At 45.0% G+C, this 14,089-nt stretch carries 16 protein-coding genes; 4 read left to right on the forward strand and 12 right to left on the reverse strand.

The genetic code is table 11. The features are described 5' to 3' along the window. The first annotated feature begins 171 nt into the window (after window positions 1-171). Complete coding sequence (locus QS795_RS03910; RefSeq protein ID WP_286270925.1) at window positions 172-1,122, forward strand: siderophore ABC transporter substrate-binding protein; 951 nt, start codon at window positions 172-174, stop codon at window positions 1,120-1,122. Between the two features lie 96 nt (window positions 1,123-1,218). On the opposite strand, the gene hemW is transcribed toward QS795_RS03910, so the two are convergent. From hemW to rsmE, 9 genes are all read right to left on the reverse strand, one after another. Beyond that, entirely contained in the window at window positions 1,219-2,358 is a 1,140-nt protein-coding gene (hemW, locus tag QS795_RS03915; RefSeq protein WP_286270923.1) for a radical SAM family heme chaperone HemW, read from the reverse strand. Beyond that, window positions 2,351-2,944, reverse strand: a complete 594-nt coding sequence (rdgB, locus tag QS795_RS03920) for an RdgB/HAM1 family non-canonical purine NTP pyrophosphatase (RefSeq protein WP_154628228.1) — start codon at window positions 2,942-2,944, stop codon at window positions 2,351-2,353. The genes hemW and rdgB overlap by 8 nt, the downstream gene beginning before the upstream one ends. 15 nt (window positions 2,945-2,959) lie before the next feature. After that, entirely contained in the window at window positions 2,960-3,544 is a 585-nt protein-coding gene (locus QS795_RS03925) for a YggT family protein (RefSeq protein ID WP_286270920.1), read from the reverse strand. A gap of 20 nt (window positions 3,545-3,564) precedes the next feature. Further along, entirely contained in the window at window positions 3,565-4,386 is an 822-nt protein-coding gene (gene proC / locus QS795_RS03930) for a pyrroline-5-carboxylate reductase (RefSeq protein ID WP_286270919.1), read from the reverse strand. Window positions 4,387-4,402: 16 nt separating this feature from the next. Further along, a complete protein-coding gene (locus QS795_RS03935; protein ID WP_286270917.1) occupies window positions 4,403-5,095 on the reverse strand; it encodes a YggS family pyridoxal phosphate-dependent enzyme in 693 nt (230 codons plus the stop codon). A gap of 128 nt (window positions 5,096-5,223) precedes the next feature. Continuing rightward, the gene (ruvX, locus tag QS795_RS03940; RefSeq protein WP_036954161.1) at window positions 5,224-5,643 is read right to left on the reverse strand and encodes a Holliday junction resolvase RuvX; all 420 of its coding nucleotides are present in this window, start codon (window positions 5,641-5,643) and stop codon (window positions 5,224-5,226) included. Further along, entirely contained in the window at window positions 5,643-6,206 is a 564-nt protein-coding gene (locus QS795_RS03945; protein ID WP_154639431.1) for a YqgE/AlgH family protein, read from the reverse strand. The genes ruvX and QS795_RS03945 overlap by 1 nt, the downstream gene beginning before the upstream one ends. Before the next feature lie 226 nt (window positions 6,207-6,432). Then, on the reverse strand, window positions 6,433-7,380 hold the full coding sequence (gshB, locus tag QS795_RS03950; protein WP_286270912.1) for a glutathione synthase: 948 nt from the start codon (window positions 7,378-7,380) through the stop codon (window positions 6,433-6,435). 9 nt (window positions 7,381-7,389) lie between these two features. After that, on the reverse strand, window positions 7,390-8,121 hold the full coding sequence (gene rsmE, locus QS795_RS03955; protein ID WP_154604537.1) for a 16S rRNA (uracil(1498)-N(3))-methyltransferase: 732 nt from the start codon (window positions 8,119-8,121) through the stop codon (window positions 7,390-7,392). Between the two features lie 277 nt (window positions 8,122-8,398). On the opposite strand from rsmE, the gene QS795_RS03960 reads away from it, so the two are divergent. Continuing rightward, complete coding sequence (locus QS795_RS03960; RefSeq protein WP_286270911.1) at window positions 8,399-9,076, forward strand: prepilin peptidase; 678 nt, start codon at window positions 8,399-8,401, stop codon at window positions 9,074-9,076. Here the strand turns inward: QS795_RS03960 and QS795_RS03965 are convergent. Together QS795_RS03965 and QS795_RS03970 are read right to left on the reverse strand one after the other, a co-directional pair. Beyond that, window positions 9,069-9,713, reverse strand: a complete 645-nt coding sequence (locus QS795_RS03965; protein ID WP_286270909.1) for a DsbA family protein — start codon at window positions 9,711-9,713, stop codon at window positions 9,069-9,071. The genes QS795_RS03960 and QS795_RS03965 overlap by 8 nt on opposite strands. A gap of 140 nt (window positions 9,714-9,853) precedes the next feature. Then, the gene (locus tag QS795_RS03970; protein ID WP_286270908.1) at window positions 9,854-10,726 is read right to left on the reverse strand and encodes an MBL fold metallo-hydrolase; all 873 of its coding nucleotides are present in this window, start codon (window positions 10,724-10,726) and stop codon (window positions 9,854-9,856) included. Window positions 10,727-10,866: 140 nt separating this feature from the next. Here QS795_RS03970 and QS795_RS03975 point away from each other — a divergent pair, with 140 nt between their 5' ends. Next, a complete protein-coding gene (locus QS795_RS03975; RefSeq protein ID WP_286270907.1) occupies window positions 10,867-11,781 on the forward strand; it encodes a LysR family transcriptional regulator in 915 nt (304 codons plus the stop codon). On the opposite strand, the gene QS795_RS03980 is transcribed toward QS795_RS03975, so the two are convergent. Continuing rightward, complete coding sequence (locus QS795_RS03980; protein WP_154604542.1) at window positions 11,761-12,696, reverse strand: LysR family transcriptional regulator; 936 nt, start codon at window positions 12,694-12,696, stop codon at window positions 11,761-11,763. The two genes, QS795_RS03975 and QS795_RS03980, sit on opposite strands and share 21 nt — an antisense overlap. A gap of 123 nt (window positions 12,697-12,819) precedes the next feature. Here QS795_RS03980 and lysA point away from each other — a divergent pair, with 123 nt between their 5' ends. After that, entirely contained in the window at window positions 12,820-14,079 is a 1,260-nt protein-coding gene (gene lysA / locus QS795_RS03985) for a diaminopimelate decarboxylase (protein WP_286270905.1), read from the forward strand. Window positions 14,080-14,089 lie beyond the last annotated feature (10 nt).

Raw genomic sequence — 14,089 nt, forward strand, 5'->3', positions numbered from 1 at the left:
AGGCAGTAATAGGGAAACTGATTACTGCCTTTTGCATTAAAAGTCTCATTAAACCATGACGGCATTAACATAAATAAAAACAATACTAAGAATCATTATCATTTAATTGACTTATGAGTAACTCTCCTTAGAATGCTGGTTTGGCTTAACGACTAAATGGGTGTTATTCATATGAAAAAGTTTATTCCAGCGGTACTGGTTTCTATCCTGTCATTCTCCGCGCCTTACGCACTGAGTGCTGAATCAGCTTCATTTACGCCAAACGCAATCACTGCACAAGGTGCTGAAAAAGTTACGGTTAAACACCTTTCCGGCGAAACGGAAGTGGTGAAAAAACCACAAAAAGTAGTTCTGTTTGATTTCGGTATTTATGACTCAATGCAAAAACTGGGGTTAGGGGACAAGGTTGTCGCTCTGCCGATGGGTAATGCACCTGCTTATGTAAAAGCGGGTATCCCTGCGACAGTCAAAAATGCAGGCGGCATGAAAGAACCAAACTTAGCTGAGATCGCTGCATTGAAACCCGACTTAATCGTGATCACGGGTCGCCAAGGTAAATCTTACGACGCATTATCAAAAATTGCTCCGACGCTGAATCTAGGCTCTGACAGCAAAAATTATGTTGAGTCAGTGAAAGCCAACATTCGTTTAATTGGCGATTTATACGGTGACCAAAAAGCGGTGGATGAGCAACTTGCTCAGTTGGACAAAACCATTGCTGAAGCCCAGAAAAAAGCGGCTGCATCCAATAAAAAAGTGCTGGTTTTATTGCACAATGACGGCAAATTAATCCCAAATAACCAAGCGGTTGTTTATGATGTGGTAAAAGCACAACGTGCTGAATTACCTGTTCAAGCGGATGCTGATAAATCCAAACGCCGTGTGGTAGACACAAAAACTATCGCACAAGCGAACCCTGATGTGATTTTGATTGTAGATCGCAGTGAAGCGATTGGCGCAGGTAAATTGGAAAAAACGGTATTTGAAGACCAAAACATTCAAGAAACCAAAGCCTATAAAGATGGCAAAATCACCTATTTGCAATCTGACTTGTGGTATCTCTCTGGTGGCGGTTTAGTCAGCCTCACCGAACAAATCGATGCAGTCACCAAAGCACTGTAATTGGTAGATTGTTATTTTTGTTTATTACCCTTGTTTATTACCTTTAGTAAAAGCAAAAGCCAGCATTAAGCTGGCTTTTTTATGGAGCAATAGAAATTATTCTTCCCCTAAAAAAAGCTCCAGTAGGGAGTTTAAGAATAATTTTCCATGTTCAGTAATTTGCCATTCATCAGCGGTTTCTGAGATATAACCTTTGGCTAAGGCTTCATCGATAGCTGGGCGAACCACAGACTCTGCCAGACCGGTATAATCAGTAAATTCACGGCGAGGCATCGCTTCAAGTAACCGGAAACGGTTCATAAAATACTCGAATGGGCGGTCTTCGTTCTCGACATTATATTGATTATCAAGATAACGACCTTCCATATAACCCCGCGGATGTTTGGTTTTGACGGTGCGTAAAATTTGCCCATCGGTTGAGGTGATTTTGCCATGTGCGCCACAACCGATACCTAGATAATCCCCAAAACGCCAATAGTTAAGGTTATGTTCGCACTGATAGCCCGCTTTGGCATAGGCGGAAGTTTCATATTGCTGATAACCTGCCGCTGTCAGTAATTTATGCCCTTCGGTGTAGATATCCCATAGGGTATCGTCATCCGGTAAACGCGGCGGGCGAGAACCAAACTGAGTGTTCGGCTCAATGGTTAGCTGGTACCAAGAAAGATGCGGCGGAGCGAGTTCAATCGCTTGGCGTAAATCCGATAGCCCTTCGTCGCGAGTTTGTGACGGTAAGCCGTGCATTAAATCCAAATTAAAACTGCGTAGATTTAAGTTGGTGGCGAGCAGAGCGGCACGTTTAGCTTCACTAGGGCCATGAATACGCCCCAACATGATCAGTTTGTCGTCTCCGAAGCTTTGTACTCCGATGGAGATACGGTTGATCCCCGCGGCTTGGTAGCCTGCAAAACGGTCAGCTTCCACTGTGCCGGGGTTGGCTTCCATAGTCACTTCCGCATCGGGGTTTAAATTCACGCGCTCACGAACGCCATCCATTAACATCTGCATGGATTCAGCGGTTAATAAGCTCGGTGTACCGCCACCAATAAAGATAGTTTTAACGGGGCGGTCGCCAATCAGTTCGGCATCTTTATCCAGATCGCTAAGCAAATGCTCAACATACTCAGTTTGGGGAATTTCCCCCTTAAGGGTATGTGAGTTGAAATCACAATACGGGCACTTTTGTACACACCAAGGAATGTGGATATACAAGCTTAATGGGGGAAGCTTAAGCATTTTTTAGGGCATCCAACATCATCGCAAGTGCTTTACCACGGTGTGATACCGCTTGTTTTTCGGCTTTAGTCAGTTCTGCTGAGGTACAGCCTAATTCTGGTACGTAGAAAATTGGGTCGTAACCAAAGCCACCTTGCCCTTTTGCTTCACGGGTTAAAACTCCGTGCCAGCGACCATGAAATACTAATGGCGTCGGGTCTTCAGCATGGCGCAGATACACTAACACGCAGTTAAATTGCGCTTGGCGCTGGTCATCCGGCACATCTTTCATGGCATCGAGAAGCTTATCGAGGTTTTGCTGGTCGGTCGCATCTTCACCCGCATAGCGTGCAGAGTAAATTCCCGGTGCTCCACCTAATGCATCCACAGAAATACCGGAATCATCGGCGATGGCGGGTAAGCCTGTTTGTGCCGCAGCATGGCGAGCTTTTAATATTGCGTTCTCGATAAAGGTTAATCCGGTCTCTTCTGCGGATTCAACCCCAAGGCTGGTTTGAGCGACGATATCCATGCCGAACTCGCGAAGTAAATCCGCTAATTCATTAACTTTGCCCGGGTTACCTGTGGCTAATACAACTTTTTGCATTGTTTCTCTCTTCCCTTACATAACGCCGACGAGGAACAATATCTCAGTTAAAGCAGGATCGATCATATTGGAAATATCGATACGTAAGTAGTTCAGGGCGATCAAAATAAACATCACAATCATGGCAGAAAAATCTAACCCGCCCATGGCTGGGATAATACGACGAATCGGTGCCATTAACGGTTCAGTTAATTGGAACAGTAAATAATCGACAGGGTTACGACCTTGGCTCACCCAGCTTAAAATCGCACGAATTAAGATCATCCAGAAAATCAATTTACCGATATAAGTCAGTAAGAGAATTAATCCCATAGGTAGTAAGGTGAAACTAATGTCAGGCAGCTTATTGTCGGCCCACATAACAAAGATAATGTCAGCAATTGCCAGTACAAACGCCACCAGCAGGGTTGCAGTATCAATGGAGCCAACGGATGGAATTAAGCGGCGTAAAGGTCCCACGATAGGTTGAGTGGCTTTAACCACAAACTGCGAGAATGGGTTATAGAAATCGGCACGAACGCACTGCATCCATACTCTGAGCAGAAGCACAAAGATGTACAGTTGGATCAGGGTGGTAACAACAAAAACGATAGTCTGCATGGTTTATCCCAAAAAATAAATTAAAAAAGTTTTTCCATTTCTTCCGCACGGTCAATCGCGCTTTGCATAGCATTGGCGACAGTTTGCGGTAGATGACCTTGGTAAAATTGCTCTAAAGCCATTGCGGTGGTACCGCCTTTAGAGGTGACTTGCTCACGCAAGGTTGAAAATGGGGTATCTCCCTGTGATTTCGCTAATGCTACGGAGCCTTCAATAGCATTAAGAACCAATTCGCGGGCTTGTTTTTCATCATAGCCAAGCTGCTCGGCTTTTTGCTGCATGGATTCCATAAACAGGAAAAAGTAAGCGGGGGAGCTACCGGTTAACGCAATGATATTATTGATTTCGCTCTCTTTGGTACACCAAGTTGTTGAACCGACGCTTTCCATCAATTGCTGAGTAAATTGTTTATCATCTTCAGAGACATTGGACTGTGCAAACAAGCCACTAACACCTTTACCCACCAGTGACGGCGTGTTTGGCATAATGCGTACTAAACGCAGTGAATGGGCAAAATAGTCATTATAACGAGCCGCAGGAATACCGGCAGCGATGGTTAATATCAGCTTATTTTCTAAGTTTGTGAGTTGTCGAAGAGGCTCACAAACGTCTTTCATCATTTGCGGTTTGACGGCAAGCACAATCACGTCCGCTAGTTGGGCGGCGGTGAGATTATCATTGGTGCTAATGATGCCATAGTCTTGCGCCATTTTGTCACGGCGTACAGGGGTTGGTGAACAGACGGTGATCATCGATGCAGGATAGCCATGAGCCACAAGACCCGCAATAATGGCATTCGCCATATTTCCCGCGCCAATAAAGGCAATTTTGCGATGTTGCATGTTGTTCTCCTAAAGATTAATTATGGTACTGACGGGCACCAAAAATGGCGGTACCAATGCGAACAAGTGTTGATCCGCAGTGGATAGCAGCGCGCATATCGTCGGTCATCCCCATGGATAAAGTGTCCACAGTCGGGTAGTTAGCTTTCAATTGTTCGAATGCCTGTTCCATTTGGCGAAACGCTGCACATTGGCGCTCATAATCGGTTTCTGGGGCTGGAATGGTCATTAACCCACGCAACACTAAATTGGGTAATTGGGCGACTTGAGTAGCAAGTTCATTTACTTCCTCGAGGGTTATCCCCGATTTGCTGTTTTCATCACTAATATTAATTTGGATCAGCACATTCAGCGGCGCTTTATTTTGAGGGCGCTGCTCATTTAAACGTTGGGCGATTTTGGCGCGATCTAAAGTATGGAACCAATCAAAATGTTCTGCCACTAAGCGGCTTTTATTGGACTGTAGTGGACCAATAAAGTGCCAAACTAGGTCGGTTCTTTCCGCAAAGTGCTGGATTTTCTCCACGCCTTCTTGCACATAGTTTTCACCAAATTGGCGTTGACCTGCCTCGATAGCTTCCATAATGGCTTCACAAGGTTTGGTTTTACTCACAGCTAACAGGGTAATATCTTGAGGGGAGCGGTGACACTCGGTTGCAGCAAGATGAATACGCTCAGTGACATCAGATAGGTTTTTTTGAATGGTCATGTTATTCAATACCGTTTTTCAGTTGCTTTCGGTGAATAGTGAGAATTAGCCCTAGTGTAAAACATATTAAGGGCGAACGGCACCTTTGCAGCAACTGAATGGGGAAAATAAACGTAAAGATGTGCCTTTTAGTAATTTTGTTCAAACCAACTTTCTAAAATCACCACCGCAGAGGCAGAATCCACTTTGCCTTTGCTCAGTGCGCGATAGCCACCTTGCTCAAACAGCCCCGATTTCGCCTCTACGGTAGACAGCCTTTCATCATGCAGTTGAACCTGCACACCAAAGCGTCCGTGAATGCGATTGGCAAAATTACGTGCTTGGCTAGTGACGAGCTGCTCAGTGCCATCCATATTTAAAGGAAGCCCGACAATCACGAGCTGCGGTTGCCACTCTTTGAGCAATTTTTCAATTTGTGACCAGTCGGGTCTGCCATCGCTGGCTTTTAATGAGGCTAACGCGCGCGCGGTACCGGTGATCTCTTGACCGACAGCGACGCCAATACTTTTCGTCCCAAAATCAAACGCTAATAGAGTTCTTGCTGACATTAAGCGTGCCCCGCTTGCATGGAGATATTATGGATGTCGATGCCTAAAAGTTTGCCTGCGGCTTTCCAGCGTTCATTTATCGGCGTATCAAAAATCAGTTTAGGATCGGCTTTAACGGTCAACCAGCTATTTTCCATGATTTCACTTTCTAACTGCCCAGGTTCCCAGCTTGAATAACCGAGAGTGACTAAAGAATTCATGGGATGCTGTTCACTGCCTAACGTCTCTAAAATATCTTTAGAGGTTGTTACCATGACATGGTCATTGAGGCGCAAACTTGCCGCATAACCCGCCACAGGGGTATGGATAATAAACCCGTGCTCTTCAGAAACAGGGCCACCCGCAATCACCATTTTTTCAAGATTTCGCGTGTTGGTATTGTCAGACACGTCAATTTCGAGCTTTTTCAGCATGGTCGCGACAGAAAAATCTTCAATAGGCTTGTTGATCACGAGGCCCATCGCACCATTTTCATTATGTTCGCAGATATACACCACGGAATGGTCGAAATAGGGATCCGTCAGTGAAGGCATGGCAATTAAAAAATGATTCTGTAAGTTCATAAATGGCAAGCTCAGGGGTTATGTTCCTATTTGTTGAGATAACATTATGGATTAAAAAAAACTATGGTTTAAAACAAAAACTATGGCTTAAAACAAAAACTATGGCTTAAAACAAAAACTATGGCTTAAAACAAAAACTATGAGCTAAAAAAATAACGCCAAAGGCAACCTCGAAAGGCTGCCTTTTTGAGACGTATCTGTTAACAGATACTATTTTTCATAAAGACTATTTTTTCAGGCGGCGCTCGATCGCATCCATCAACATACCAGTGATGGAGATATCAAATGCAGCTTCAATTTCACGGGCGCAGGTTGGGCTTGTGACGTTAATTTCAGTCAAGCGATCACCGATAATATCCAGACCCACAAAAATCAGCCCTTTTTCTTTTAAGGTCGGTGCGACAGCGCGAGCAATCGCCCAGTCACTTTCTGTTAATGGACGGGCTTCACCACGGCCACCGGCTGCGAGGTTTCCTCGGGTTTCCCCTTGTGCAGGAATACGCGCAAGGCAATATGGCACAGGTTCGCCGTCCACCACCAGCACACGTTTGTCACCGTCTTTGATAGCAGGCAAAAAGTTTTGCGCCATGCAATAACGGGAATTGTGCTCGGTTAACGTTTCGATGATAACGCCAACGTTCGGGTCTTCTTTTTTCAAACGGAAAATAGAGGCGCCGCCCATACCGTCCAACGGTTTAAAAATCACGTCACCGTGTTTTTTATGGAATTCACGCAGTTTTTCAGAGCTACGAGTGACTAAGGTATCTGGTGTTAACTCAGGGAACCATGCCGTAAACAGCTTTTCGTTACAGTCACGTAGGCTTTGTGGCTTGTTGACAATCAAGCAGCCCGCTTGTTCTGCGCGCTCAAGAATGTAAGTCGCGTAGATATATTCAGTATCAAATGGCGGATCTTTACGCATTAAAATGGCGTCAAGGTCGCTCAGGGCGATGTCTTGTTCTGAGTGGAACTCATACCATTTGGTTGGGTTCTCTTCGACCGTCACAATCTTTGTGGTCGCACGGGCTTCGCCTTGGTGCAGGTACAGGTCGTTCATCTCCATATAATGGATTTCATAACCGCGGCGTGCAGCTTCCAGCATCATTGCAAAACTGGTGTCTTTCTTGATTTTAATGGATGAAATAGGATCCATTACTATGCCGAGCTTGATCATTTTATCTCCTTAACCCAAGTCACCTAAACGCACTTGTAATGCCGTTATAGCGGTTAGCGCGGTCGTTTCTGTTCGTAATACTCGTGGCCCTAACAGGATATCAGTAAATTGATAATTGGCTGTCATGGCAATTTCATCAGCGGATAAGCCGCCTTCTGGGCCTATCAGCAATCTTACGTGCTTTAAATCAGCGGGGAGCGTGTTGATGCTCTCACTTGCCCGAGGGTGTAAATTAATTTTAAACGCGCCGTCATTTTCTGCACACCACGCTTCAAGGGATTGAACGGGGCGGATTTCAGGGATGCGGTTGCGACCACTTTGTTCACAGGCGGCAATGGCAATTTTTTGCCACTGTTGTAATTTTTTCTCTAAACGCTCGCCATCAAGGCGTACGCCACAACGTTCTGAAAGTAGTGGCGTGATTGTGTTAACACCAAGTTCAACGGATTTTTGAATGGTGAATTCCATTTTTTCACCGCGGGACATCACTTGCCCAAGGTGGATATCTAAGGGGGATTCACGGTCATCCAATGTGCAGTCTTGGATAGTCACAAACACATTTTTTTTCGTTGCTTCTGTAATTTCAGCGCGGAATGTGTGATTGCTTCCATCAAACAATTCTAGTTGTTGTCCGGCTGTCATGCGAAGAACTCGACCCACATGGTTGGCTGCATCATCACAAAGCGAAATGGTGGTATTAATTTGAAGTGGCTCTGGGTGATAAATGCGTGGAACGCGCATGATTTTTCCTTAGTCCAATAATTAAGATAACTGATGCAGGATATGGGGGCAGAATCTCGAAAAACAAGAGGACGGACTGAGTTTATAACTAAAAAGAGGGATTTTTTAGCTCGTCTGTGCCTTGCATTTCACACTCTCATATCGACGCTAAATTTGTCGATAAAACCGACTCAAAACCACGAAATTATAGTGTTGGTTTCTGCGTCCAGCACCGTATAGTAAGCCCTGTCTTTGTCTAGTAAACCCATCTTTAGCGCTCATGGAAAAGGAGAACACCATGATTGATGCCGTAAATGGATTTTTAATACCTATATCGTTAATCACACTATTGTCCCTCTTGTCATCGTGGCTGACAACTCTGTTACTGAGGGAAATTCCTGCCCGCTATTTTGATTTACCGAGTATTACCATTAACGTGAATCGGGTATGGATAGATTATTGGATATTGGGTGCGGGGATCGTGCTCCTTGGTTACCCACCTTCGGTTCTCGCTTTATTATTTCTGTTTTTCAACTTGGTTATCCCATTAGGTTTAATCGACCTAAAAACGGGCTATTTACCGGATGTCCTCAATTATCCGTTATTGGTTTTTGGCCTGTTATTTCAATGGGGAATGCCAGCGGGAAATTTGTTATCCGCTATTTATGCGCTGCTGTTCAGTTACATTGGGTTAGTGGCTATCACGACGTTGGTGGAAAAAATTCGTCGGCGACCGCAAATGGGGAGAGGGGATTTTAAATTAATTGCTGCGTGCGCGACGTGGCTCGGTGTATTCAATCTTCCCTATTTTCTAGGGCTTGCCGCGAGCTTAGGTTTACTGCATTTTCTTTGGCGCGCATGGCGAGAAAAAAAGGAACGGCGAGGCAAACAGAAATTCGTGCAGAGCATTCCGTTTGGTCCCGCCATTATTTGCAGTGCCAGTTTTTGGCTGTTGCTTAGCTGGCATCCTAATTAGCGGCTTTCACCAGTGAGTCTAAAAATTGTTGCCATTTTGCTGGTTCGCCAAGATAGTTTTGCAGAGGTACGCGCAGCCATTTGCCTTGCTGTTCGATTAACAGCGTTGGAAAGCCAGATGCACCGGATTGGCCGAGTAATTGCTTACTTTGAGCAATATGAGCGTCTGTTTCAGTTTGCGCGCATTGGGCATAATCTTTTTGGAACTGCTCAACATTCAAACCAATTTCTTGCGCCACTTCCACTAAGACTTCGGGCTGTTTAATCTGGCGCCCCGAAACGTAATGGGCTTTTTGCAACGCTTTGAGCATTTCAACGCCTTTGCCCTGTTTTGTTGCGGCCAAAATGGCGGTTTGTGGTGGCGCAGAGTCCATCACCACATTGGGTTGGTGCAGCATTGCGATGTAGTCATCACCAAAAACTTGCCCCGTCATTGCCGCAATGCGTTTATCTGATTGCAAAATATATTGACGGAATTGGTCGTCAAGATGCAGTCGTGCATTGCCCGCTAACATCCCGCCACCGTGTAATTCTAAGTGAATGTTTGGGTGATTAGCAGCGATGGCGATTAACGGTGCAGCGGCATAACACCAGCCACAGTAAGGGTCATAAATATAATGTAGGGTAATTGTGTTCATGGTTTTTATTCTCTCTAATTCTTTGTTTTATCATTCTATTCGAATCGCTGAAAAGCCAGTTGTTAAAAAAATAAGCTAACGGAAAATAGCGGGTTAATAGTCGCTATCTCCGTTACAATTAATCTTAGCTTATTAGTGACTTACTGCGGCCACTGCATTTCGCCTTTTACCACTTTAGCGCCTAATTCTAAGCTGGATTTATCATCCAAGCTTGGGTAGCGAGTTTCCATTTTCTTGATAAGTTCTGCGGAATTTTTACTTTGGCTGTTAGCTTTTTCAAAGTCCGTTAAATATTTTTGGGTAAAGGTCACGCTTGCCAGATCCATTTTGGATTTGCCCGTAAAGTGCCCCGGAACAACTACACTTGGTTTCAGCGCTTTGATGCTTTCTAGCGTTTGTTGCCAATCTTGACGTGATTGCTTGGTTTGTGTGTCGGCAACCCAAACGTGGATATTGTCAGAAACAACGACACCCCCGACAACAGCTTTGAGTGAAGGCACCCAAACGTAGCTTCTGTCTGGTGATGCACCATCTAACCCTTTAATTTCTAACGTTTCACCATCCACGGTAAAGCGGTTGGTTTTGATAACTTCAGGCACCACAACTTTGCTTGGTGCTTCATTTTTTAAGACGCCGCCCCAGTAAGCCAGTTTGCCATCTTTAGTGGCGTTAATCGCATCAACGGTTTGTTGAGTCGCAACCACTTTGGCATCAGGGAAGGCTTTAGTTAGCGTTTCTAAACCAAAATAGTAGTCTGGGTCAGAGTGGCTGATATAAATAGTAGTCAGCTTTTTATCCAGCTTTTTGATTTTATCGACCAGCTGCTGGGCATCATTGTTTTGGAATTGTGCATCAATTAAAACCACTTCTTTATCGCCACTGATAATTTCAGAAGAGACAGGGAACACACTGTTATTACCCGGGTTATAAACATCTAAAGTTAAGTTAGCAGCTTGAGCAAAATGCGTGGCAGTAGCAAAGGCGGTTGCAGTTAATACAGTCGATAATTTCATTTTCTTATCCTAATGTTAAGTCATCTAATGTTCAGTCATGTTGTGTGCCTGATTTGGCTTGGTGTGTATATTAAATTGCAATTAAGGTAAGAAAAACGCCATAATCAGGTCATCTTTGTTGCATAAATCGGTCAAATAATATGGATAGACTCAAAGCGGTGCAGGTGTTTATTACTATTGTAGAACAAGGTAGCCTCAGCGGTGCGGCAGATAAATTGGATATGTCCCGTGCAATGGTGACGCGCTATTTGGCTGAAATGGAACAGTGGGCAGGGGTACGCTTGCTTAACCGTACCACGCGGCGCTTAAGTTTAACGTCAGCGGGGGAAGGGGTTTATCAGCAATCATTGCAGCTAAATGCTATTTCTTTAAGCGTTCCGGTTGAGCAAAAGCACGATACGAAAGAGTTAGCGGGGTTGGTGCGCATTAGCTGCTCCCAATCTATCGCTCAAAGTGCATTGTCTCTTGCCATTTCTGAGTTTTTGCAGATGTATCCCAATATGATGATTGATATGCAGATCTCGAATAAATCGGTGAATTTAATCGAGGAACGTATCGATCTGGCTATCCGTATCACCAATCAGTTAGAGCCGAATTTAATTGCCAAGCCGCTATCGACCTGCCATTCCGTGATTTGTGCTTCGCCGAAGTTTCTACAAGGTAAAAATTTACCCACCAAACCCGAAGATTTGGCTCTGATGGAGTGCCTAACTTACAGTTTTTTTGGGCGTAGCATGTGGAACTTTGAAAAAGAGGGAGAAACTTCGACGGTGCTGGTGGATGGTCGACTCAGCGCCAATGAATCCGTATTTTTAATGGAAGCAACATTAAATGGCGCGGGTATCGCGATGCAGCCTTACTATTCTGTTGCGAGCTATTTGCAATCGGGGGAGTTGGTTCAGTTGTTACCGGATTACACGCCGATGCCCCTTGGTATTTATGGGGTCTATACCAGCCGGCAGCATATGCCAACGCCATTACGTGCGGTGATCGATTTCCTTGCCAACTGGTTTAAAACATCCTCTCACTGGCTCTCATTGATGTCGCAGCGCTAAGGCGAGATCATGCTCTATTTGCGTAAAGGTTCGTTGCAAATGTTCAGTAAAAATATGGGTGACCTGCGAAGATGGGCGGTGATTCGGCGTAATTAAGCTAACGGTAAATGGAATAGAAAAACTAAGTGGACGGATCACCAGCTTGCCTGCTGATTGTTGATAAAAATCCAATGCAGTCAGTGGGTTGACGATAGAAACTCCAATTCCTTTCAAGGTCATGGCGCAAATAGAGGAAGCGGAGTGGGTTTCCATTACCATTTTGCGCTCCACTTGATGCTCGGCAAAGATGGTATCAATGATTTGCCGATAGCTATCTGTGAGAGACAGGCTAATAAAACGCTGTTGATGAAAATCTTGTGGAGTGAGGACTTTTTTCTGTTCGAAAGGGTGCCCAATGGGCAGCACGCAAACTTCATTTAATGAACCCAATGTCAGTTGTTCCGTGCCCGGAGGGGTTTGTAAGTGCTCAGTTAACCCCACATCATAACGCTGGGCGGATAGCCACTCTTCTAGTACGGGGGATTCTTGAGGGATCACTGTTAAATTCACATCTGGGTAATTTTCCATAAAGGCTTGGCAAACTTGTGGTAGCAAAGATTGTGCGAAAGCCGGTAAGCAGGCAATGGAAATTTGAGCGTGTTCAAAGCGGCGAATAGTTTCTGCAGAGTTGCGAATACGCTCCAAGCCATAATAGGAGTGTTCGACTTCTTCATGAAAACGCAAGCCTTGCGCCGTGGGGTGTAAGCGACCTTTGACCCTATCGAATAATTTAAACTGTAATAAATGCTCGAGTCGCGCCAGTTCTCGGCTGATGGTTGGCTGAGAGGTATTTAGTAATGCAGCCGCCTCCGTGAGATTGGGGGTGGTCATTACCGCACGAAAAATTTCAATATGTCGCCAAGAAATTGCCTGCATGATTGCTCCTTTCGCATTTCTATATCAGATATGAATAGACTTTAGCAAAAAGGATATTTTTTTTCCCATCTTATTCGTCTAATAATCGAGCTCACTATAATAAAACTTGCCAACGAGGTTCTGATGACCACATTCACCAACACCACCAGCCAGTATCTAACTCCTGAGCATTTGCGTGCGCTGCCTGCGCAGTTTGGTACGCCAGTCTGGGTTTATGATAGTGAAGTGATTATTGACCGTATTGAACAATTGAAAGTGTTCGATACCGTTCGTTTTGCTCAAAAAGCTTGTTCCAACATTCATATTTTACGTTTGATGCGTGAGCAGGGCGTGAAAGTGGATTCGGTGTCATTGGGTGAAATTGAGCGTGCGTTAGTGGCGGGTTTTCAGCCAGGTCGTGAAAAGTCGGAAATCGTATTTACGGCGGATGTGTTAGATCCAGCCACGTTGCTGAAAGTGACAGAGTTAGATATTCCGGTGAATGCGGGCTCTATCGATATGCTGCAACAGATTGGTGAGCATAAAGCTGGCCACCCCGTTTGGCTACGTATTAATCCGGGTTTTGGGCATGGTCATAGCCAAAAAACCAATACGGGTGGAGAGAACAGCAAGCACGGAATTTGGCACCAAGATTTACCGGAAGCATTAGCGAAAATCCAGCAGTACAACCTGAAGTTAGTGGGTATTCACATGCACATTGGCTCCGGTGTTGACTATCAGCATCTTGCCAATGTGTGTGATTCCATGGTGGAACTGGTGATGTCTGCGGGCGTGAATATTGAGGCTATTTCGGCGGGTGGTGGTTTATCAACGCCTTATCGTGAGCACGATGAAATCATTGATGTTCAGCACTATTACAGCCTGTGGGATAACGCGCGTCAGCGTATCGCGCAGCACTTAGGTCACTCTATTGAATTAGAAATTGAGCCGGGGCGCTATTTAGTGGCGGAGTCGGGTGTTTTATTGGCACAAGTGCGTGCAGTTAAAGATATGGGCAGCCGCCATTATGTGCTGGTGGATAGCGGTTTTAACGATTTAATGCGTCCTGCGATGTATGGCAGTTATCACCATATTTCGGTATTGCCTGCAGACGGCAGCAGCGTTGAGCATCAGCCATTAAAAGAGACCATTGTGGCGGGGCCATTGTGTGAATCTGGAGATGTATTTACCCAGCTAGAAGGCGGGATGGTGGAAACTCGATTACTGCCTGCTGTGAATGTGGGGGATTATTTGGTTTTTCATGATACAGGGGCTTACGGCGCGTCGATGTCGTCGAATTATAATAGCCGCCCATTGCTGCCTGAAGTGTTGTTTATTGCAGGTATTCCGACACTTATTCGTCGCCGTCAAACTATTCAAGAGCTATTAGCCTTGGAACTGTAAATTAATTCAT

The organism is Providencia zhijiangensis (genome assembly GCF_030315915.2).
Taxonomy (GTDB): domain Bacteria; phylum Pseudomonadota; class Gammaproteobacteria; order Enterobacterales; family Enterobacteriaceae; genus Providencia; species Providencia zhijiangensis.